This window comes from Pseudomonas sp. 1176_21 (assembly GCF_052850635.1).
Genome location: NZ_VXCV01000008.1, coordinates 1 through 21,547 on the forward strand (window position 1 = coordinate 1; position 21,547 = coordinate 21,547).

22 protein-coding genes are annotated in these 21,547 nt (G+C 61.7%); 11 read left to right on the forward strand and 11 right to left on the reverse strand.

Annotated features, from left to right (window positions below; genetic code table 11):
- Positions 1–131 precede the first annotated feature (131 nt).
- Positions 132–674, reverse strand: a complete 543-nt coding sequence (locus tag FW760_RS18510; RefSeq protein ID WP_078480290.1) for a hypothetical protein — start codon at positions 672–674, stop codon at positions 132–134.
- A 317-nt stretch (positions 675–991) separates the two neighbouring features.
- On the opposite strand from FW760_RS18510, the gene FW760_RS18515 reads away from it, so the two are divergent.
- Positions 992–1,996 (forward strand): sensor domain-containing diguanylate cyclase, encoded by a 1,005-nt coding sequence (locus FW760_RS18515; protein ID WP_054915652.1) that lies wholly within the window; start codon positions 992–994, stop codon positions 1,994–1,996.
- Positions 1,997–2,033: 37 nt separating this feature from the next.
- On the opposite strand, the gene lpdA is transcribed toward FW760_RS18515, so the two are convergent.
- The 4 genes from lpdA to FW760_RS18535 are packed head-to-tail and all read right to left on the reverse strand — an operon-like array spanning position 2,034 to position 7,007.
- Positions 2,034–3,416, reverse strand: coding sequence for a dihydrolipoyl dehydrogenase (gene lpdA / locus FW760_RS18520; protein ID WP_054915651.1), 1,383 nt, complete (start codon positions 3,414–3,416; stop codon positions 2,034–2,036).
- 2 nt (positions 3,417–3,418) lie between these two features.
- Positions 3,419–4,714 carry a dihydrolipoamide acetyltransferase family protein gene (locus FW760_RS18525; RefSeq protein WP_116053204.1) on the reverse strand — a complete coding sequence of 432 codons (1,296 nt, stop codon included), beginning with the start codon at positions 4,712–4,714 and terminating at the stop codon, positions 3,419–3,421.
- Complete coding sequence (locus FW760_RS18530; RefSeq protein ID WP_043861770.1) at positions 4,715–5,773, reverse strand: alpha-ketoacid dehydrogenase subunit beta; 1,059 nt, start codon at positions 5,771–5,773, stop codon at positions 4,715–4,717.
- 1 nt (position 5,774) lies between these two features.
- The gene (locus FW760_RS18535; protein WP_043861771.1) at positions 5,775–7,007 is read right to left on the reverse strand and encodes a 3-methyl-2-oxobutanoate dehydrogenase (2-methylpropanoyl-transferring) subunit alpha; all 1,233 of its coding nucleotides are present in this window, start codon (positions 7,005–7,007) and stop codon (positions 5,775–5,777) included.
- Positions 7,008–7,206: 199 nt separating this feature from the next.
- On the opposite strand from FW760_RS18535, the gene bkdR reads away from it, so the two are divergent.
- The 3 genes from bkdR to FW760_RS18550 all read left to right on the forward strand — a co-directional run bounded on the left by bkdR (position 7,207) and on the right by FW760_RS18550 (position 10,689).
- Complete coding sequence (gene bkdR / locus FW760_RS18540; protein WP_043861772.1) at positions 7,207–7,698, forward strand: Bkd operon transcriptional regulator BkdR; 492 nt, start codon at positions 7,207–7,209, stop codon at positions 7,696–7,698.
- A gap of 235 nt (positions 7,699–7,933) precedes the next feature.
- Positions 7,934–9,175, forward strand: coding sequence for a glutamine synthetase family protein (locus tag FW760_RS18545; RefSeq protein ID WP_178083074.1), 1,242 nt, complete (start codon positions 7,934–7,936; stop codon positions 9,173–9,175).
- A 173-nt stretch (positions 9,176–9,348) separates the two neighbouring features.
- Positions 9,349–10,689 carry an MFS transporter gene (locus FW760_RS18550; protein ID WP_043861774.1) on the forward strand — a complete coding sequence of 447 codons (1,341 nt, stop codon included), beginning with the start codon at positions 9,349–9,351 and terminating at the stop codon, positions 10,687–10,689.
- A 137-nt stretch (positions 10,690–10,826) separates the two neighbouring features.
- On the opposite strand, the gene FW760_RS18555 is transcribed toward FW760_RS18550, so the two are convergent.
- The 4 genes from FW760_RS18555 to flgA all read right to left on the reverse strand — a co-directional run bounded on the left by FW760_RS18555 (position 10,827) and on the right by flgA (position 13,404).
- Positions 10,827–11,570: a flagellar brake protein gene (locus FW760_RS18555; protein ID WP_043861775.1), complete on the reverse strand. Its 744-nt coding sequence runs from the start codon at positions 11,568–11,570 to the stop codon at positions 10,827–10,829.
- A gap of 80 nt (positions 11,571–11,650) precedes the next feature.
- Positions 11,651–12,118 carry a flagella synthesis protein FlgN gene (locus FW760_RS18560; RefSeq protein WP_043861776.1) on the reverse strand — a complete coding sequence of 156 codons (468 nt, stop codon included), beginning with the start codon at positions 12,116–12,118 and terminating at the stop codon, positions 11,651–11,653.
- Between the two features lie 46 nt (positions 12,119–12,164).
- The gene (gene flgM / locus FW760_RS18565) at positions 12,165–12,476 is read right to left on the reverse strand and encodes a flagellar biosynthesis anti-sigma factor FlgM (RefSeq protein ID WP_043861777.1); all 312 of its coding nucleotides are present in this window, start codon (positions 12,474–12,476) and stop codon (positions 12,165–12,167) included.
- 175 nt (positions 12,477–12,651) lie between these two features.
- Positions 12,652–13,404 (reverse strand): flagellar basal body P-ring formation chaperone FlgA, encoded by a 753-nt coding sequence (gene flgA / locus FW760_RS18570; RefSeq protein WP_116053210.1) that lies wholly within the window; start codon positions 13,402–13,404, stop codon positions 12,652–12,654.
- Positions 13,405–13,472: 68 nt separating this feature from the next.
- Between flgA and FW760_RS18575 the strand changes: the two genes are divergently transcribed.
- A complete protein-coding gene (locus FW760_RS18575) occupies positions 13,473–14,402 on the forward strand; it encodes a chemotaxis protein CheV (RefSeq protein ID WP_043861779.1) in 930 nt (309 codons plus the stop codon).
- 49 nt (positions 14,403–14,451) lie between these two features.
- On the forward strand, positions 14,452–15,279 hold the full coding sequence (gene cheR / locus FW760_RS18580; protein WP_043861780.1) for a protein-glutamate O-methyltransferase CheR: 828 nt from the start codon (positions 14,452–14,454) through the stop codon (positions 15,277–15,279).
- A 58-nt stretch (positions 15,280–15,337) separates the two neighbouring features.
- On the opposite strand, the gene FW760_RS18585 is transcribed toward cheR, so the two are convergent.
- On the reverse strand, positions 15,338–17,869 hold the full coding sequence (locus tag FW760_RS18585) for an autotransporter family protein (RefSeq protein ID WP_116053213.1): 2,532 nt from the start codon (positions 17,867–17,869) through the stop codon (positions 15,338–15,340).
- 139 nt (positions 17,870–18,008) lie between these two features.
- Positions 18,009–18,167, reverse strand: coding sequence for a hypothetical protein (locus FW760_RS18590; RefSeq protein WP_158554927.1), 159 nt, complete (start codon positions 18,165–18,167; stop codon positions 18,009–18,011).
- Between the two features lie 59 nt (positions 18,168–18,226).
- On the opposite strand from FW760_RS18590, the gene flgB reads away from it, so the two are divergent.
- The 5 genes from flgB to FW760_RS18615 all read left to right on the forward strand — a co-directional run bounded on the left by flgB (position 18,227) and on the right by FW760_RS18615 (position 21,458).
- Positions 18,227–18,634, forward strand: coding sequence for a flagellar basal body rod protein FlgB (gene flgB / locus FW760_RS18595; protein ID WP_054915646.1), 408 nt, complete (start codon positions 18,227–18,229; stop codon positions 18,632–18,634).
- Between the two features lie 3 nt (positions 18,635–18,637).
- Entirely contained in the window at positions 18,638–19,081 is a 444-nt protein-coding gene (flgC, locus tag FW760_RS18600) for a flagellar basal body rod protein FlgC (protein ID WP_043861782.1), read from the forward strand.
- A gap of 15 nt (positions 19,082–19,096) precedes the next feature.
- The gene (gene flgD / locus FW760_RS18605) at positions 19,097–19,801 is read left to right on the forward strand and encodes a flagellar hook assembly protein FlgD (RefSeq protein WP_104572203.1); all 705 of its coding nucleotides are present in this window, start codon (positions 19,097–19,099) and stop codon (positions 19,799–19,801) included.
- A gap of 31 nt (positions 19,802–19,832) precedes the next feature.
- Positions 19,833–21,194 (forward strand): flagellar hook protein FlgE, encoded by a 1,362-nt coding sequence (gene flgE, locus FW760_RS18610; RefSeq protein WP_088515594.1) that lies wholly within the window; start codon positions 19,833–19,835, stop codon positions 21,192–21,194.
- Between the two features lie 72 nt (positions 21,195–21,266).
- The gene (locus FW760_RS18615) at positions 21,267–21,458 is read left to right on the forward strand and encodes a hypothetical protein (protein ID WP_043861785.1); all 192 of its coding nucleotides are present in this window, start codon (positions 21,267–21,269) and stop codon (positions 21,456–21,458) included.
- Positions 21,459–21,547: the final 89 nt, after the last annotated feature.

The window sequence follows — 21,547 nt, forward strand, 5'->3', positions numbered from 1 at the left end:
ATCGTCAAGATTAAATTCCGAAACTCCTATCTGCATCTGCAGGTAGGGGTTTTGTCTTTGTGGGCTGAAAGTTTCCTGCAAGGCGGGCATAAAAAAACCACCTCGGGAGGTGGTTTTTTGCGTAATACGATTCAGGCCAGCGGGTCCGTCCTGTCCTTTTCGTTGGTGCCTTCTGCCGACAGTGTCTGTGAACCTGCCAGTGCACTGACCGCATCCATCTGTTGAGGCGGTTGCAGCTTGGCCATGGTTTTTATCTCCATTTCTTCCTTGATGCGTTGAGCGATCTGCTTGTCGATCAGCTCCTTCTTCTCAGGGGGTAACTCTTCGTATTCTTCAAGGCTCAGCCCAAGTTCGCGCAGCATCTTCTCGCGAATTTTCTGCTCGGGAGACAGTGCCATGTAGTCGCGAAACTCTTGCAAGGCAGTGCTCTCTGGTTCCTTCGTGTCAAAGATCTCTTCCAGGTTCTGCAGACTGACCTTGAACTTTGCGAACGCTTCTTGCTGGTTGTCGTGAAAGCGCTGCTCGGAGTGACTGGCACTCCCGCGCGTGTCGGACGTCGACTGGATGGCAACTGAAACAGGTACATACGGCACAGCATCGCTGTCTGTAGAAACACTGCTACGTTGCTGAGTGGTAGCGGCTACCTGCCAACCATAATCATTGATGATGCTCACCTGAAGGTCTCCCGATACTGTGCAGAGCAAGGGAAGAGCAAGGGCTGTGCCAGTTACCTCACGCTCTGAACCCTCTGTATTACAAGGGGGCAGCAATGCTCGGCCGTTTACTCTGGCACGCTGTTGCCCCAAAGAGGAGGATGATTGCCGCAGGCGGCAACAGCCAAGGCTTGCAGTTGGACGTGCGGTCGGTTCCGCCTGCCGCTTCCATTCTTTCGCGAGTATATTGTTCGAAATTTCGCGCAGGCTTTGGCGCATAACAATCGGCAGCACCATCATTGAGCTGGGGCGTAGTTGCTGGACAGGGGAGAGTGTCCATGAGTGAGAATACCGCTTGCGTGATGGCGCCATTGAGCGACCTGGGGCAAGAGCAACTGCAAACCCTCCTGGACCTGGTCAGTGATGGCATCTGGGACTGGAACGCCAACACCGGCCATGTCTATCGCAACCCGGGTTGGTATCGCATGCTGGGCTACCCCAGCCACTCGCTGGACAATACGGTGTTCACCTGGGAAAACGTCATTCACCCCGAGGACTACCCGCGGGTGATGGCCTGCTTCGAGGACTACCTGAGCCAGCGCGCGCCAAGCTACCAGGTGGAGTACCGTTGCCGTTGCAAGGATGGCAGCTACCTGTGGATCGAGGACAGCGGGCATGTGGTTGCGCGCAACCCTGATGGCTCGGTGGCCAGGATGTTCGGTGCACACCGCAACATCGACGACCGCAAGCGCCTGGTTGCCCATCTGGAGCAGCGCAACAGCTCGCTGGAGTCACTGATTGCCGAACGGACCCGGGAACTGTGCTGGGTGAACGAGCAACTGAAACGTCAGCTCGATGAGAACCGTGACCTGGCCGAGCGCGACTCGTTGACCCTGGCGGCCAATCGTTATCGCCTGGAAAAGGCCCTGCTTCAGGAATGCGAACGTGCCGGCCGCTTTCGTTTGCCCTTGAGCCTGATCCTGATGGATTTCGACGATTTCAAGCCGATCAATGATCGTTACGGCCACGCCCGTGGCGATACCGCCCTGGTAGAGGTGGTCGAACAGATCCGTAAGTGTGTCGGCCCCGAGCACCTGCTTGCCCGATGGGGGGGTGACGAGTTCATGGTGTTGATGCCAGGGAGTGACCTGCAGGCAGCAATGGCGGTAGCCGATGCCATCCGCCAGCAGGTGTTGAGGTTGCCCCCAATTGGCGAGCACCGCGTCACATTGAGTTTTGGCATCGCCCAGTGGCGTGGCGGCGAGCGCCCGGAGCAACTGGTCGCCCGTGCCGACCAGGCGCTCTATCGCGCCAAGGCCGGCGGCAAGAACCAGATCGCCTGATGCCTGGGCGTCGATGATCGACGCCCAGTGGTTCTGGCTACAGGTGCAAAGCGTGCCCCAAGGCACGCAATGCAGCCTCCTGCACAGCCTCTCCGAGGGTAGGGTGGGCATGGATGGTTCCGGCCACATCCTCGAGCCGGGCGCCCATCTCCAGTGATTGTGCAAACGCGGTAGACAGTTCCGAAACCCCCACGCCGACAGCCTGCCAGCCCAGGATCAGGTGATTGTCGCGACGCGCCACCACGCGTACGAAGCCGCTTTTGGATTCCAGCGTCATGGCCCTGCCATTGGCCGCGAACGGGAACTGCGCAACGATGCAATCCAGGCCTTGCTGTTGTGCGGCCTCGGGTGTCTTGCCTGCCACCACCACCTCGGGGTCGGTAAAGCACACTGCCGCGATGGCCACCGGATCGAAAACCCGCTGCTTGCCGGCGATGAGTTCGGCCACCATCTCGCCCTGGGCCATGGCGCGGTGGGCCAGCATCGGCTCGCCGCTCAGATCGCCGATTGCCCACACATTGCGCATGCTGGTCTGGCAACGCTCATCGATGGCAATGGCTGAGCCATTCATCTTGAGCTCCAGGGTTTCCAGGTTGAACCCTTGAGTGCGTGGCCGACGTCCTACGGCAACCAGCACCTGATCGGTTTCCAGCCTCAACTGTTCGCCATGCGGGTCCCTGATCTGCAGGCACTGGGTGGCGTTATCGAAGCCTTCGACGCTGTGCTTGAGGTACAGCGTCATGCCCAGTTTCTTCAGCGACTCGGCTACCGGCTGAGTGAGCTCGCTGTCATACGTAGGCAGGATACGCTCGCGCGCTTCCACCACGCTTACCTCGACCCCCAGCTTGCGGTAGGCAATACCCAGCTCCAGGCCGATATAGCCTGCACCCACCACCGTCAGGCGCCTTGGCAGGCGTTGCGGGGCCAGGGCTTCGGTGGACGAGATGATCGGGCCGCCCAGTGGAAGCATGGGCAGCTCCACACTGCTGGAGCCCGTGGCGAGCAGCAGGTGCTCGCACTGAATGCGCTGGCCTTCGACGTCGACGGTTTTGCCGTCGACGATCCTTGCCCAGCCATGAATCACCGTCACGCCGTGTTTCTTCAGCAAGGCGGCAACGCCGCTGGTCAGGCGGTCGACGATGCCGTCCTTCCAGGCCACGCTCTGGGTAATGTCCAGGCTGGGAGCCTGTACCTTGATGCCCAGGCTGGAGTGCTGGCTGTGCTGACAAGTCTGGTGGAACTGCTCCGCTACATGGATCAGTGCCTTGGATGGAATACAGCCTATGTTCAGGCAGGTGCCGCCCAGTGCCTGGCCTTCGACCAGTACAGTGGGGATGCCCAGTTGACCGGCACGAATCGCCGCGACATAACCGCCGGGGCCGCCCCCAATGATCAGCAGGGTGGTATTGAGAGTCTGCATGGTCACTCCACAAACAGGCTGGCAGGTTGTTCGAGCAGGCCGCGGATGGCCTGGATGAAGAGCGCGGCGTCCATGCCGTCGACCACACGATGGTCGAACGAACTGGACAGGTTCATCATCTTGCGCACCACGATCTGGCCGTTGACCACCATTGGCCGCTCGACGATGCGGTTGACCCCGACAATGGCCACCTCCGGCGTGTTCACCACCGGTGTGCTGACGATGCCGCCCAGTGCGCCGAGGCTGGTGAGCGTAATGGTCGAGCCGGACAGCTCTTCACGGCTGGCCTTGTTGTTGCGGGCGGCGTTGGCTACCCGGGCGATCTCGCTGGCATTGCTCCACAAGCTGCCGGCCTCGGCATGGCGCAGCACCGGTACCATCAGCCCGTTGTCGCCCTGGGTGGCGATACCCACATGCACTGCACCATGGCGGGTAATGAGCTGGGCTTCGTCGTCATAGGTGGCGTTGATCTGCGGGAATTCGCGCGCGGCGATCACCATTGCCCGTACCAGGAAGGGCAGCAGGGTCAGCTTGCCGCGGCTGTCAACATGCTTCTTGTTCAGGTGCACGCGCAGTTCTTCCAGCGCGGTCACGTCGATTTCCTCGACATAGCTGAAGTGCGCGACGCGGCGCTTGGCATCCTGCATGCGCTGCGCGATCTTGCGGCGCAGGCCGATCACAGGCACCTGCTCGCTGTCGTCACGCCTTGCATAGCCACCGGGGCCCGATGCACTGCTGGTACTCGGTTGAACGAGAAAAGCGTCCAGGTCTTCGTGCAGGATGCGCCCGGCAGGGCCACTACCATGTACATAGCGCAGCTCTATGCCCGCATCCAGCGCGCGCTTGCGCACCGCCGGGGAGGCCAGCGGACGCTCGTTGGCCTCACGTGGCACGATCGTCGGTGAACGCTGTGCGTTGCCTGAAGGTGCCGCTGCCGGGGTAGACACGACGGCGGGCTGGGGTTGGGCTTCGGGTACGCTGGCCTTCGGTGCGGCAGCTACCGCAGGCGGCGTGGCTGCTGCCGGCTTGCCGGCGCCTTCCTGATAGTTGCCGGCCCCTTCGACCTCGATGCGAATCAGCTCGCTGCCTACGGCCATGACCTCACCGGGCTGGCCGCCCAGGGCCAGCACCTTGCCGGTGACCGGCGAAGGAATTTCCACGGTGGCCTTGTCGGTCATGACGTCGGCGACCACCTGATCTTCGGTGACGGTATCGCCGACCTTTACGAACCACTCCACCAGCTCAACCTGTGCGATGCCTTCGCCGATGTCCGGCATCTTGATGACGTGCGTGCCCATTCAGACCTCCATGACCCGTTTCAATGCCGCACCCACTCGCGATGGGCCGGGGAAGTACGCCCATTCCTGCGCGTGCGGGTAGGGGGTGTCCCAACCGGTGACGCGTTCGATCGGGGCTTCGAGGTGATGGAAGCAGTGCTCCTGTACCAGCGCCACCAGCTCGGCGCCAAAGCCGCAGGTGCGGGTGGCTTCGTGCACGACCACACAGCGGCCGGTCTTCTTCACCGACTCGACGATGGTCTCCAGGTCCAGCGGCCACAGGCTGCGCAGGTCGATGACCTCGGCGTCGATGCCGGTCTCTTCGGCAGCCACCTGGGATACATACACCGTGGTGCCGTAGGTCAGTACCGTCACCGCATTGCCTGGGCGGGTGATGGCAGCCTTGTCCAGTGGCACGGTGTAGTAGCCATCCGGTACGGCGCTGGCGGGGTGTTTGGACCAGGGCGTTACCGGCCGGTCGTGGTGCCCGTCGAAAGGGCCGTTGTACAGGCGCTTGGGCTCCAGGAAGATCACCGGGTCGTCGTTTTCGATCGAGGCGATCAACAGGCCCTTGGCGTCGTAGGGGTTCGAAGGCATCACGGTACGCAGGCCGCAGACCTGGGTGAACATCGCCTCCGGGCTCTGGCTGTGGGTCTGGCCGCCGTAGATGCCGCCACCGCACGGCATGCGCAGGGTCAGCGGGGCCACGAACTCGCCGGCAGAGCGGTAGCGCAGGCGGGCCATCTCCGAGACGATCTGGTCCGAGGCTGGGTAGAAGTAGTCGGCAAACTGGATTTCCACCACAGGGCGCAGGCCATAGGCACCCATGCCCACGGCGGTGCCGACGATACCGCTTTCGGAGATCGGTGCGTCGAACACCCGCGACTTGCCGTACTTGTTCTGCAGCCCTTCGGTGCAGCGGAACACGCCGCCGAAGTAACCGACGTCCTGGCCATAGACGACAACATTGTCATCGCGCTCAAGCATGATATCCATGGCCGAGCGCAGGGCCTGGATCATGGTCATGGTGGTAGTCGCCATGGCGGTTTCCAACTGGATAGTGGTGTTGTGATCGTTCATGTCAGATCCCCAGTTCCTGGCGCTGGCGCCGCAGGTGTTCCGGCATTTCCTTGTACACATCCTCGAAAATGCTCGCCGGGCTGGGCATCTGCCCGCCGGCCAGGGTGCCGTACTGCTCGGCTTCCTTCTGCGCACTGATGATTTCGGCTTCCAGCTCAGCAGTCACCGCCTGATGCTCTTGCTCCGACCAGTGCCCGATGGCCACCAGGTGCTGCTTGAGGCGGGCGATCGGGTCGCCGAGGGGGAAGTGGCTCCAGTCGTCGGCCGGACGGTACTTGGACGGGTCGTCCGACGTGGAGTGCGGCCCGGCGCGGTAGGTCACCCATTCGATCAGGGTCGGGCCCAGGCCGCGGCGGGCACGTTCGGCGGCCCAGCGCGAGGCCGCGTACACCGCGATGAAGTCGTTGCCGTCGACCCGCAGCGAAGCGATGCCACAGCCAACGCCGCGGCCGGCGAAGGTGGTGGATTCACCACCGGCGATGGCCTGGAAGGTGGAGATGGCCCACTGGTTGTTGACCACGTTGAGAATCACCGGGGCCTGGTACACGTGTGCGAAGGTCAGCGCGGTGTGGAAGTCCGACTCGGCCGTAGCACCATCGCCGATCCAGGCCGAAGCGATCTTGGTATCGCCCTTGATGGCCGAGGCCATGGCCCAGCCGACCGCCTGCACGAACTGGGTCGCCAGGTTACCGCTGATGGTGAAGAAGCCGGCTTCGCGCACCGAGTACATGATGGGCAGTTGGCGACCCTTGAGCGGGTCGCGCTCGTTGGACAGCAGCTGGCAGATCATCTCCACCAGCGACACGTCGCGGGCCATCAGGATGCTCTGCTGGCGGTAGGTGGGGAAGCACATGTCGCTGCGGTTCAAGGCCAGTGCCTGGCCGCTGCCGATGGCTTCCTCGCCCAGGCTCTGCATGTAGAAGGACATCTTCTTCTGGCGCTGCGCCACGACCATGCGGCTGTCGAACAGCCGGGTCTTGAGCATCGCGCGCATGCCTTGGCGCAGCACTTCGGGGCCGATGTCCTCGGCCCAGGGGCCAAGCGCACGGCCCTGTTCGTCGAGCACGCGGATCAGCCCGTAGGCAAGGTCGGCGGTACCGGCGGGTTCGGCATCGATGGCGGGTTTGCGGACCTGACCGGCGTCATTCAGACGCAGGTAGGAAAAATCGGTCTGGCAGCCTGGCCGGCCTGTAGGCTCGGGCACATGCAGACGCAGGGGGGCGTACTCGTTCATGCTTTTTTACGCTCGCTCTGTCTTGTGTTTTTGTTGAGCTTTGAAGCGGTCGCTACTGAACCCGGCTTGTGACCGGAGAGTCAGTCTTGCCTACATCATATTCCGCTGGCGGAAGAATATTTTTCTCAAGTTCATTGCCTTTGGGCTGGCTTGCGGATAAACATTCTTCAAAAGAACAAGAAGCAGGTGAATTTGTCTCATGCGCAAACTGGATCGTACTGACATCGGCATTCTCAACAGCCTTCAGGACAATGCCCGCATCACCAACGCCGAGCTGGCCCGTTCGGTAAATCTGTCGCCCACCCCCTGTTTCAACCGGGTCAAGGCGCTGGAGGAGCTTGGCGTGATTCGCCAGCAGGTGACCTTGCTGTCGCCCGAAGTGCTGGGGCTGGACGTGAACGTGTTCATCCACGTCAGCCTGGAAAAACAGGTGGAGCAATCGCTGCACCGCTTCGAAGAGGAAATCGCCGAGCGCCCGGAAGTGATGGAGTGCTACCTGATGACCGGCGACCCGGATTACCTGCTGCGTGTACTGCTGCCGAGCATCCAGGCCCTGGAGCGGTTTCTGGACTACCTCACCCGCTTGCCCGGGGTGGCCAATATTCGCTCCAGCTTCGCCCTCAAGCAGGTGCGCTACAAGACTGCGCTGCCGCTGCCGGCGAACGGTATTACGCTGCCAGGCACAGTGTAGACAGCTTCTACGGGTTGGCTGGCGGCGTTTGTCCAGCGATCGGGACTATATGGTGCTTGATATTTTTAACACCCCCGGACTATGTTGTTCGGGTCGCCGTTCGCGGCTTGTTAAAAATAACAAGGATCAAGTCATGACGACCAATGGCCAACGTTCTCTCGCCGAGCGATTGACGGGCATTGATGAAATCGAATGCGTCACCCCCGACCTCAATGGCGTGCCTCGCGGCAAGGTGATGACCGCCGAGGGGTTCCTGGAAGGGCGGCGCCTGCAGATGGCACGCGGCGTGTTGCTGCAGTGCATCATGGGCGGATACCCTGCGGCACGCTTTTACGGCAGCGACGATGGCGACCTTGCCCTGGCGGCCGACCCCCTGCATATCTACCGCCTGCCCTGGAGCGACGAACCAAGGGCACTGGCGATCTGCGATGCCAATGAGCTCGATGGACAGAGCTCGGGCTTGTCCACCCGCGGCCAGCTCAAGGCGGTGATCGAGCGGTATCGCACGCACGGCCTGGCGCCAGTGGTGGCCACCGAGCTCGAGTTCTTCGTGTTCGCTCCCAATCCCGACCCGAGCCAGCCGTTCCTGCCGCCCACCGGGCTGGACGGTCGGCGCGAGGACGGCCATTCGGCGTTCAGCGTCGGTTCCAACAATGGCCTGCGCCCGTTCTTCAGCGAGGTCTACCGTTGCATGGAGGCCCTGGGCCTGCCGCGCGACACCTTCATGCACGAGATGGGCGTCAGCCAGTTCGAGATCAACCTGCTGCACGGTGACCCGCTGCTGCTTGCCGACCAGACCTTCCTGTTCAAGCACCTGCTCAAGGAGGTTGCGCTCAAGCATGGCCTGAGTGTGGTGTGCATGGCCAAGCCGCTGGCCAGAACCCCAGGCAGTTCAATGCACATTCACCAGAGCGTGGTCGAGATCGACAACGGCCGTAACGTGTTCAGCGATGCGCAGGGGCAGCCAACCCCTGCCTTCTATCACTTCATCGGTGGCCAGCAGGCATGCATGGCCGACTTCACCGCGTTGTTCGCACCCAACGTCAACTCCTACCAGCGCCTGTGCCACCCTTATGCATCGCCCAACAATGCCTGCTGGTCGCAGGACAACCGCGCTGCGGGCCTGCGTATCCCTGCCAGCGCACCGGTAGCGCGCAGGGTCGAGAACCGCCTGCCCGGGGCCGATACCAACCCCTACCTGGCCATCGCCGCCAGCCTGGCGGCCGGCTTGTACGGCATCGAACAGCAGCTGGAGCCGGCGCCGGCGATCCAGGGCGAATTCGAGGTGCCCGACAACCTGTCACTGCCCTGCACGCTGCACGCGGCACTGGAGCGTCTCAAGCGCAGCCAGTTGGCGAGGGAACTGTTCGGGACTGAGTTCATCGAAGGTTACATCGCGTCCAAGACCCTGGAACTGACCAGCTTCTTCGACGAGATCACCCCGTGGGAGCGGCGCGTGCTGGCGGCACAGGCGTAACTGCGGGGCGGCAATGCCGCCTGGCGCCAGGGTAAGCAGAGACAGGTGGCAGCCATGATCGAGATCATGGTTTGTCACCTGTTTTTTTATGCCCGGCCCGCCGCGTCGGCGTTTTTTTCACTTATGCTTTCAAGCAGTTTTTTCACCTGCTCAAGGGGCCCTCAGGGACGTCGATGCGAAGTATCTGGAAGTCTTTTCGCGCGCTGTATTTCGCCGCATTGATGATGTTGATCGGTTCCGGCCTGTTGAGCACCTACCTGGCCCTGCGCCTGGCGGCCGATCAGGTCGACAGCCTGTGGGTCGGTGCGCTGATGGCGGCCAACTATTTCGGCCTGGCGCTGGGGGGCAAGATCGGGCACCGGCTGATCGCCAGGGTGGGGCATATCCGCGCCTACGCTACGTGTGCCGGCATCGTCGGCGCAGCGGTGCTTGGTCATGGTCTGGTCAGCTGGTTGCCGGCCTGGCTGCTGCTGCGGGTGATCGTCGGCCTGGGCATGATGTGCCAGTACATGGTGATCGAGAGCTGGCTCAACGAACAGGCCGACGCCAAGCAGCGTGGGGCGGTGTTCAGCGGTTACATGATCGCCTCCTATCTGGGCTTGGTACTGGGCCAGCTGATTCTGGTGGTTCACCCGCAGCTGGGCCTGGAGCTGCTGATGCTGGTGGCCATGTGCTTTGCGCTGTGCCTGGTTCCGGTGGCCCTGACCCGGCGCATCCACCCCGCACCGCTGCGTCCGGCCCCCATGGAGCCGCGGTTCTTCATCAAGCGCGTCCCCCAGTCGTTGAGTACGGTACTCGGGGCGGGGCTGATCGTGGGGTCGTTCTATGGTCTGGCGCCTCTTTACGCCTCCAAGCAGGGGCTCAGTACAGAACAGGTCGGTGTGTTCATGGGCTGCTGCATCTTTGCCGGCCTGCTCGTGCAGTGGCCATTGGGCTGGTTGTCGGACCGTTACGACCGGGCCGTGCTGATTCGCAGTGTGGCGGTGGGGCTGGCCGTCACCTCCCTGCCATTGGCGCTGCTGCCGAGCGTGCCGCTCGAGGTGCTGTTCATCACCGGTTTTGCGGTCTCGCTGCTGCAGTTCTGCCTCTACCCGCTGGCGGTGGCGTTTTCCAACGACCACGTTGAAAGCGAGCGACGGGTCTCGCTCACCGCGATGCTGCTGGTGACCTATGGCGTGGGGGCGAGCATCGGGCCGCTGGTGGCCGGTGTGCTGATGAAGACCCTGGGCGACCAGATGCTGTACGCGTTCTTCTGTTTCTTCGCGCTGGTGCTGGTGTGGCGCATCCGTCCCAAAGCGGTTACCAACCTGCATCAGGTCGAGGATGCGCCATTGCTTCACGTAGCGATGCCGGCGGCAGGTTCACCGCTGTCTGCGGCGCTCGACCCGCGGGTTGATGAGCAGGTGGTGCAGGATCAGATGCAGGCACCGGTAGGTGCCGAAGATACCGAAGAGGAGGGCACGCCCGGGGAGGCTGAGGGCGTCGAACCTGTCAAGCCTGCGCCAGAAGTGTGAGTGGCGTGGGGGGCAGATAGTGGCGAAGGGCTGCGTCTGAGTTCCGCTGGCAGGCGGGGCGCCAGGCGCCCCTTTGCGGATGAATCCGTTGCCGCTGAATGGGTAGCTACCCTTGGAAATGTGAAGCGTGATGTCTATCAGTAATCGTCTTTGTCGAAGCGTCGCGCTTCACGTTGCAGCTGGTACACAAAGCTTTCGATCTTGCGCGCCATCTGTCCTGTCACGTTATGAAAGCGAATGCCGGCGAAGGTGGCGTTCAGGCGCTCTTCATAGTGCAGGTGGCGCAGCTCGACCATTACCTGAGAAAGCCCCAGCGGCAGGCCGGTAGCAAACTTCTCGTAGACCTGGCCCAACTGCAACCGCTCCTCGATATCGCCCTCGAAGCGAAGCTTGCAGCCGGTAGCCGAAATATCCAGCAGCTTGCCCTTGAGCGGGTGCTCGCCACGCAGTTTCTCGCCGTCGAAAATCACGTCGACCAGTTGCGACAGCTTCAGTGCTGCGCGAAACGCATTGCGACGCTGGTGATAGGTAACTTCTGTGGGCAGGCTACCGCGGTAGCAGCGTGAGCCGTCAGAGGTGCTGATGCTCAGCGGGGTAGTGCAGTCCCAGGCAATGCGCACGCCGTCATGGAAGCCTTCGATACGGAATGGTTCGCCATTTTCGAGGAAGCGTTCGCCATCGCGCGGGATCATTTCGTCCAGGGCCATGCTGTTGCTGTCCCGGTCTACCTCCACCACATAACTCTGGAAGCGCTGGCTGCGTTCGGGGAACGTGATGATCAGTGGGTCATGGCTCTCTAGCAACATCCGCAAATGAGCGGCAATTTCCAAAGGCGTAGTCAGCACCTTCGGAGGCTGAGGAGCTTCTTCGTCATTGAACACGGTTGATGAATCTCCAGGCAAAAACGACACAGGCAATTGCTGGCATTCTGCCAGCATGAATCGTGCCTTGATAGAGGGGGTCACGCCTGGCTGAGTGCACGAGGCTTTGAAAGCGGCGATGTAGTGCCGCGGGCATCGTAGAGCGACGGTGATTCGCCACCCATGAGGATCTTGATCTGGTTTTCGGTGGTGTACTGCTGAAGCTGGATCGCCTGGCCATTGCGTGCGTTGACCGCCTGGCAATCATTCATCAGCGCAGCCAGCACATCGAGCTGCTCGATGAGCAGGGAGCCCAGGTCCGATTGCTCGGCCATGGCCACTACACCTTCGCGGCTTTGCGGCAGGCCCAGGTTCGCAAGCAGCGCACTACGTCGTTGTCCGCCTTGATCGAGCAGCACCACCAGCGATTGCTTGCGGGCCAGAATATTTTCCAGCAAGGGCATGTCGCGGCCATGCAGGGCCACGGCTTCAGCCTGCAACAACTCGAGCAGTTGTTGCGCTGGAGCAATATCATCTTCGATCAGTTGCAGCAGAGTAGTGTCGTGCATTGGCTGGCTCTTGGTTCTAGCGTCCTGAAGTCAGCGCGCCAGAGGGCTAGCGCTGGGCTTCGAAATTAAGCAGTTTGCTGGCGACGCGCTGGGCGTCCACCTGGTAGCTGCCGTCGGCGATGGCCTGTTTCAACTCGGCCACGCGGGCGCTGTTGACAACCGGTTGATCGCGCAGCTTGTCGCTGACCTGTTGCAACTGCTGGGCCTCGTGGCTCAGGTGTACGGCTTCTCCGCTCTGGCCAGCCTCGGTAGCGCTGGTGGCGGTGCGAGCAGTGGCCGTGCTTTCCTGGCTGTTGCCAGTGCGCACGGCGCCCGTCACGGACGGGGAATTATTCAAACGACTGAAGTCGATGACCATGATCAGAAAACCTCTGGGTGTTTGGACGCTTGCCTTGTTTTCGGCCAACCCGAAAGAAACTTTAGACGCAAATGCAGTGCAGCTTGCGCGGCCAGCCCATCAACCCGGTTCGACACAGTTTAGGAAAAGCGGTTCCTGATCGCCAGCCTTGTTTGTTCTGGCGTCGTGACCCGCTTCACATCGCGACTTCCACCTGCCCTGGTCCAGTGACCCGTGCCTTCACCACCCGTTTGGAGTTCAGATTGCGTACCCGTATCTGTTCACTGAGGCCGCCCTTGCTCAAGGCTTCTCCCGGCATGCGCACGCTCAGCGTGCCGCTGCGGGCGATGATGACCACATGATCGCCCTTGCGGACCACTTCGGCCTGCTCCAGATGCAGCGGCGTGAGCACCTGATCGATGACCGTCGGTCGGATGACCTTCAGGCCCACGGCCTGCTCCAGGCTGGTCAGGTAGCCCTGGTTGAGCATGCCCACGTCCCGCTCGCGCAGGCTCACGTCCTGTTCGCCGACCACGCTGTCGCGCTTGAGCGGACGCGCCACGGTCACCACATTGCGAAACAGCCGCACCTGGGCCGGCACGAACACCGTCCACGGGGAGCTGCCATCGCAGCGTACGCGCACGGTCACCCTGCCCAGCGGTTGCGCCGGGCTTTCCAGGGTGGCGCCCAGTTGCTGGTCGCACAGTGGCATGCGCAGGCGCGGGTCGAGGCTGTTGACCTGGATCTCGAAGCGCCCTTCGGTCTGGCTGGTCGCCAGGTAATCCTCGACCGTGAATTCAAGAAACCCCTGAGTGACACCGATAAGCTGTTCAGGCAAGGTGAAAGCGTCAGCCAGAGTTCGAACGCCGGGGGCCAGCAGGCACAGCGCAGCAAGGATGCCGGGCAAGGGGCGGGTCAGGCGTCGGAAAAATGTCGTTTTCGTGTTCATACAGTTAAAAAAGCAAGGCGCGTGCCGACTGCGGTACGACGCTCGAGCATTTGGTCGAGGAGTCTGGCATGGCTGGTGTAATGGATTCGGTTAACCAGCGCACACAACTGGTAGGGCAGAACCGTCTCGAACTGCTGTTGTTCCGCCTCAATGGCGAGCAGCTGTACGGGATCAACGTGTTCAAGGTGCGGGAGGTGCTGCAATGCCCGAACCTGACCGTGATGCCCAAGTCCAACCCGGTGGTGCGCGGTGTGGCGAATATTCGTGGGGCAACCATCCCGATCCTGGATCTGGCGATGGCGACCGGGATGCCCGGTCTGAGTGAAGATGTCAGCAAGAGCTTCGTGATCATCACCGAGTACAACACCAAGACCCAGGGGTTTCTGGTGCACTCGGTCGAACGCATCGTCAACATGAACTGGGAGGAGATCCATCCGCCACCCAAGGGCACCGGTCGTGACCATTACCTGACGGCCGTGACCCGGGTGGACGGCAAGATGGTCGAGATCATCGACGTGGAGAAGATCCTCGCCGAGGTCTCGCCGACCTCCGAGGCGATCTCCCTGGGTGTGGTCGACGAAGAAGTGCAGGTCAAGGCCGTGTCGCTGCGCGTGCTCACCGTGGATGACTCCTCGGTGGCACGCAAGCAGGTCAGCCGTTGCCTGCAGACGGTGGGGGTCGAGGTGGTGGCGCTCAACGACGGCCGGCAGGCGCTGGATTACCTGCGCAAGATGGTCGATGAGGGCAAGCATCCGGAAGAGGAATTCCTGATGATGATTTCCGACATCGAGATGCCGGAAATGGACGGCTATACCCTGACTGCAGAAATCCGCAACGACCCGCGCATGCAAAAGTTGCACATCATCCTGCATACTTCGCTTTCCGGCGTCTTCAACCAGGCCATGGTCAAGAAGGTGGGCGCGGATGATTTTCTCGCCAAGTTCCGGCCGGATGACCTGGCGCAACGCGTGGTCGACCGGATCAAGGCCACCCACTAACGGCCAGGGCTCGTCCCTGGCGTTACACATGATTTAAGAGGCGGCATCATTGTCTACGGGTAATTTGGATTTCGAACAATTCCGGGTCTTCCTGGAAAAAGCCTGTGGCATCCTGCTGGGCGAAAACAAGCAGTATCTGGTCTCCAGCCGTCTCAACAAGCTGATGGAACAGCAGGGCATCAAATCGTTGAGCGAGCTGGTGCAGCGGATCCAGACCCAGCCGCGCAGCGGCTTGCGCGAGCAGGTGGTCGATGCGATGACCACCAACGAAACCCTGTGGTTTCGCGACAACTATCCGTTCGAGGTGCTCAAGAACAAGGTCTTGCCCGAGCAGATCAAGGCCAACCCTGGCCAGCGCCTGCGCATCTGGTCGGCGGCCTGTTCGTCGGGGCAGGAGCCGTACTCGATCTCCATGGCCATCGATGAGTTCGAGCGCAGCAACATCGGGCAATTGAAGATGGGGGCGCAGATCGTCGCCACCGACCTGTCCGGCTCGATGCTGGCCAACTGCAAGACCGGTGAGTACGACAGCCTGGCCATTGCCCGTGGCTTGTCCCAGGAGCGCCTGCAACGCTATTTCGACCCCAAGGGGCCGGGGCGCTGGGCAGTCAAGGCCCCGATCCGCAGCCGCGTCGAGTTTCGTTCGTTCAACCTGCTCGACAGCTACGCGAGCCTGGGCAAGTTCGACATCGTGTTCTGCCGCAACGTGCTGATCTACTTCTCCGCCCAGGTGAAGAAGGACATCCTGCTGCGCATTCACGGCACGCTCAAGCCCGGCGGTTACCTGTTCCTGGGGGCGTCCGAGGCGCTCAACGGGCTGCCCGACCATTACCAGATGGTGCAGTGCAGCCCGGGGATCATCTACCAGGCCAAGTGAAACGAAAAAGGCCGGTGTCGCGAGACACCGGCCTTTTTCATGCAGCTGCTGTCATCGATCAGAAGTCGTAACGCACCTTGGCCGAGAACACATCGGCGTCAAAGCCCGATTTGCCGATGTAGTCGTAGTTCACGCCCAGGGTCACCGCGCCCAGCTTGTAGTCGGCGCCTACGCCGGCTTCGTAGCTGTTGCGCACGGCCTTGGCGCCGCTGGTGACGAACGGGGTGCTACCCAGCAGGAAGGTCGAGGTGCTCTTGGCTTCGTCCGCCGCGAAGTCATGGTATGCCATCAGGCGAGCCTGTGGCTGCAGGGTGCCGGCGCCCAGCGGATACTCGCCGGCAACGCGCAGGCCTGCGCCCAGCTCGATGGCCTCGTAGCGCTGGTCTTCGACCTTCAGTGCAGCCGACGAACCCTTCTCGCGGTAACCGTCGATGTTCACCAGGCTGTAGCGTGCGGCAATGCGCGGCTCGACCAGCATCTGCGGGTTGATGTGATAGGTGTAGCCACCCACCACGTTCAGGCCCAGCAGGTCGCTGTCGTAATCGGCCTTGGCCGAGGTGCCGGCAATCTTGCGTTTGCTGTCGTTGTCGTTCAAGCCATAGCTCAGGCTGGCATCGACGAAGTAGTTGCCCTGCTCGAAGCCGCCGTACAGCGTGAAGGCGTGGCTGTCCACCTTGGTCTGGTTGCCGCTTTTGCCGTTGACGTCGGTGTTGATGAAGCTGTACGCCAGGCCCAGGGTCAGATTGTCGTTGAGCTTGCCGTCGGCACCCACCGCGATGCCGCGGCTGTAGGCGTTGTAGCCGGCCACGCCGTCGCGTAGGTCCTGGCTGGCATCGCTGTAGAGGGTCTGCACCCACACGCCGGTGTCCTTGAACGCTTCGCCCGAGGAGGCGCCACGCAGGCTGCTGGTACGGCTGCCGGTGACATTGCTCACCAGGTTCTGGCTGGTGGTGGCTGCCTGGGTGGCGCCGCCGTTGACTTCAGGTGTCAGTTGCTCGGCCAGCTTGGCCAGCTGGGCCTCGTCGGCATTGGCGAAAGCTTGCAGCAGCGGGTCGTTGGCGCTCAGTTTGCTCAGGATGCTGTCGCGGTTCAGGCTGCCCAGGGCCAGTTGGCTGTTGGCCGAGGCACCCTGGCCGACCAGGATCTGGTTGACTTCGTCAGCACCTTTGCCGGTGACGGTCGCGACCAGTTTGTTGCCCTGGACTTTGTAGCTGTCGACCTTGAGCAGGGCCGAGCTGCTGACCAGGTTGATGTTGCCGTCGATCTTGCCGGCTTCGATCAGGCGATAGGTATTGCCCTTGGCGTTGAAGTCACTGCCCTTGGCGGCCAGCTTGACTTGCGAGCCTTTCTCGAATTCGGCAGTGCCAGTTACCTTCAGCACCGCTGCATTCGGGTTGGTGGCCGTGCTCAGGTTCAGCCCCAGCGAGGAGTTGCCTGCTACGGTCATGCTGCCGTCCAGCACGGTATGGGGTTTTACCAGGTTCAGGTGAGCGCTTCCGGTTTCTCCGCCCACGCTCATCCAGCCACCCTGACGCAGGCGGATGTTGGCGCCGTCGTTGCCCTGGGTGCCGCTGAAGTCGACGTTGCCATAGACGTCGATGGACGTCAGATCGATCAGGTTGCCCGTCACCTTGCTGCCGTTTTGCAGGCTCAGGTAGACGGTCTTGTTGGTTTCGGATGCATCGACCGCTTCATCTTCGGAGATCAGCGTGCCGCTGTTGACGACCCACAAAGCGTCACGGTTGGCCACGTCGATGTCGAAGTTGCCGATCACGATGGCCGCATCGGTCGCCTTGATGGTGCCGGTGTTGACGATCTGGCGCTCGGCGGTGGTGAAGCTGGCGCCGTCCACACGGATGCCTTCGGCGTCATCGCCGGTGGCGATGATGGTGCCGTTGTTGACGATGCCGGCCAGGTCGACCATGTCCACATTCTGCCCGTTGAAGCTGGTAGTGGCGTCGATGGCGGTAGCGCCGTTACCGGTAACCTGGATCAGGCCGTTGTTGATCAGCTTGCCGTCGATACGGCCGCCTTCCAGGTTGATGCCCTTGGCGCTGGTGCCCTTGGCGATGATGCGGCCAGTGGTGTCATTGAGCAGGTCGCCCTTGATCGTGCCGGTGAAGTCCAGTGCACGGGCCACGTCCATTTCGCTGCCGTCGAGCAGCGGTTCGCCGGTAGCGCTGAGCAGGCCCTGGTTGATGACGCTGCCATTGATGGTGGCCGGGTCGATCATCAGGGCATTGGAGCCGCCGCCCACGGCGCTGATGCTGCCCTTGTTGATCAGGTTGCCGTCGATCTGGTTGCTGGCCCAGCTGCTGCCGTCTTCCCAGGCGTCCAGGTCGATGCCGCCGGCAAAGTTGCCGCTGCTGTTGATCGTGGTGTTGAGAATCAGGTCGCCCTTGACGTGGTTGCCGTTGAATTCGATCGCGTCTTCGGCGGCACTGCCGGTGTAGGCGCCAGTGAATTCGAGGTTGCCTTCGTAGGTCTTGTGCTCGCTGATGAAGCCGGCATCGGTCAACTTGATGGTCTGGGCGCCGACAGGCAGGGCGGTGGCAGTGATTGCCAGGGCGAGCAGGGTCTTGCGAAACATCACAGGAGTCACGGTTTATTCCTTAAACACAGCGTATTGAATTCGGCGCTTGCCTGCGTGGCATGACGGCTGTGCGGTGATAGCCAGATGCCACGTAGCGGAGCGGGACGGATCTTAGATGAGAGATAGCGAATTGACATTAAAATTTGACGCCAAAAGGGCGCAGGGTGGGGTTGCCGCTGCCAGGCAATTGCCGCTTTGCCGGTGTCTGGCGGAAATCCGTTGCCGCTTTTCTGGCATTGCCATGGCTGGCAAGCGCGGAAAAGCCCAGGCTTTGCTGGGTTTTGTGTTTTGGCACGGGACTTGCTCTATCACCGGCAACGAACCCTACGGTCAACCTTCAAAGGTTTCCCCGACATGAGCATCAGTTTCGACAAAGCGCTTGGCATTCACGAAAAGGCACTGGGCTTTCGCGCCCAGCGTGCCGAAGTGCTGGCCAACAACATCGCCAACGCCGACACGCCCAACTACAAGGCGCGCGACATGGACTTCTCGTCCGTGCTGGCGGCCGAGACCGACAAGGTCAAGAACGGCCATTTCTCCCTCGAGCGCACCAACACCCGGCACATCGAGGCCCAAGGCCTGGCGATGGGTGACGAAACCCTGCAGTACCGCACGCCCATGCAGCCCTCGATCGACCAGAACACCGTTGACGCGCAGCTCGAGCAATCCAGCTATGCCGAGAACGCCGTGGGTTTCCAGGCCAGCTTCACGCTGCTCAACAGTAAATTCAAAGGGCTGGTGTCAGCCCTGCGCGGAGAGTAAGTCATGTCCCTTGCCAGCGTTTTCAACATTGCCGGTAGCGGCATGAGCGCGCAGACCACGCGCCTGAACACCGTTGCCTCCAACATCGCCAACGCCGAGACCGTTTCCTCGAGCATCGACCAGACCTACCGTGCCCGCCACCCGGTGTTCGCCACCACGTTCCAGCAGGCCCAGAATGGCGTCAGCCAGTCGCTGTTCCAGGACCAGGGCGAAGCCGGGCAGGGCGTTCAGGTACTGGGTGTGGTCGAAGACCAGAGCAACCTCGAGGCGCGCTATCAGCCCAACCATCCGGCGGCGAACAAGGACGGCTACGTCTACTACCCGAACGTCAACGTGGTCGAGGAAATGGCTGACATGATCTCCGCCAGCCGCTCGTTCCAGACCAACGCCGAACTGATGAACACGGCCAAAACCATGATGCAGAAGGTCCTGACCCTGGGTCAGTGATAAGGGGCGTTTTTTATGGCTGATGTAAACCTGAACGACGTCATTTCCAATTCCGGCGTCAAGAACTCCAGCAATACGAACGCGGCAAGCGGCCTGGGCGGCAAGACCGCCAACGGCCAGACCCTGGGCAAGGACGCGTTCCTTCAGCTGCTGGTTACCCAGATGCAGCACCAGAACCCGCTCGACCCCCAGGACAACAGCGAGTTCGTGGCCCAGCTGGCGCAGTTCTCCAGCCTAGAAGGCATCACCTCGCTGAACGATTCGGTCAACGCCATCACGGGGGCCATGGGGTCCTCGCAGGCGCTGCAGGCCTCCGGGCTGGTCGGTCGCTCGGTGATCACCCAGGCCGACAAGGCCGTGGTCGACACGACCAAGAGCTTCACTGGCCAGGTGGTGGTCCCGCAGTCGATCACTTCGGGCACCGTCACTGTCACCGACAAGGATGGCAAGACCATCAAGACCATCGACCTGGGCGAGCAGAAGGCCGGCAATGCCGACTTCATCTGGGACGGTACCAACGAGAAGGGCGAAAAGGTCGACCCGGGTACCTACACCTTCACGGCCAAGACCACCGTCGATGGCAAGTCGGCCGAGATGTACACCCTGCTGCCGGCCACCGTCAGCAGCGTCACCATCAGTCAGACCGGCGGCGAGCTGATGCTCAACCTCGCTGGCCTGGGCAGCGTTGCGCTGTCCAAAGTCCAAACTATCGGTATATAGAGCCGGCTAACGCGGCACAAGGAGTGGAAAGATGTCTTTCAATATCGGCCTTAGCGGTCTCTATGCAGCCAACAAGCAACTGGCTGTCACCGGCAACAACATCGCCAACGTTTCGACCACCGGCTTCAAGGCCTCGCGCGCCGAGTTCGCCGATGTGTACTCGGCCAGCAAACTGGGCGTGGGCAGCAAGACCGTCGGCAACGGGGTGCGTCTGGCTGCAGTCTCCCAGCAGTTCGGTCAGGGTGACATCAACAACACCGGCAACGTACTGGACATGGGTATCCAGGGCCAGGGCTACTTCGTCCTGAGCGACAACGGCTCGCTGAGCTACACCCGTTCCGGTGCGTTCCAGACCAACAAGGACAACTACGTGGTGACCTCGGACGGTATCCGTCTGCAAGGTTACGCGGCCGACGTCAACGGCAAGATCATCAAGGGCGTGCTGACCGACCTGAAGATCGACACCTCCGCGCTGGCGCCAAAGACCACCACGCTGATCGATCAGGGCATCAACCTGAACTCCTCGGCGCCGTCGATCCCGCTGCAGGTACTGGATGACAGCACGCCGCCGGTGCTGGTGGACAACAAGACGTTCGACCCTTCGGACGAGAGCACCTACACCAAATCGTTCCCGACCAAGATCTACGACAGTCAGGGCAACGAGCACACGATGGAGCAGTTCTATCGCAAGACCGGCGACAACCAGTGGACCACCTACACGCTGGTCGATGGTCGCAACCCGTTCGACCCTACCAGCACCAAGCCACTGTCCGGCACCATCAGCTTCAATCCTGATGGCAGTGTCAAGGCCATGACTGCCGACAATACCGGTCACCCGGCGGGCTCCGAATTCACCGTGGTCAACAACAACTTCACCATGAAAGGCTGGGTGCCGGCGTCCTACGACAAGGCCACCGACAAGTGGGCGTCCAACGGTTCGGCCGGCAATGCCGACGGCATCCGTATGAACATGACCAGCACCACGTCGTACAACACCGACACTGCCCGCATGTCCCAGGCGCAGGACGGCTATGCCACCGGCATCCTGTCCAGCCTGAGCATCGACTCCACCGGTGTGATGTTCGCCAGCTTCAGCAACCAGCAGTCCCGCGCCATCGGCCAGGTCGCGATTGCCAGCTTCGCCAACGAGCAGGGCCTGGAGCAGCTGGGTGGTACCCGCTGGAAAGAGACCTACGCCTCGGGCATCCCGGGCATCGACACGCCGAAGACCGGTACCCTGGGTTCGATCGAGTCCAACGCACTGGAAGCGTCCAACGTCAACCTGACCATGGAGCTGGTCGAGCTGATCAAGGCGCAGAGCAACTTCCAGGCGAACTCCAAGACCATCTCTACCGAAAGCACCATCATGCAGACCATCATCCAGATGACCTGATGATCGCCTGATGGAATGAGCATGGACGAACCCCTTTCTCGGAAGGGGTTCGTTGTTTCGGAGGCAGTAGAAATGAAGTGCGCACTCGCAATCGTGGGCTTCGCCTTGCTGGTGGTGGCTGTGCAGGTCGGCGCCGACATGGCCGCCTGGTATCGCTGGGAAAGCCAGGCCGATGGCCGGCTCGTCTGTTCGCAGGTTTCGCCGGGCGAGGGCTGGCGTCGGTTTGCCGGGCCTTTCAACAATGGCGCTTGCCGTGACAACTGAGGTTTGCCGCTAGCGGCAAGCTGGCGCCGTATTTTCGACGGTGCATCGCACGCGCAGGCGCTGGCCTGTGCTCCAGCCCCCGCATTGAC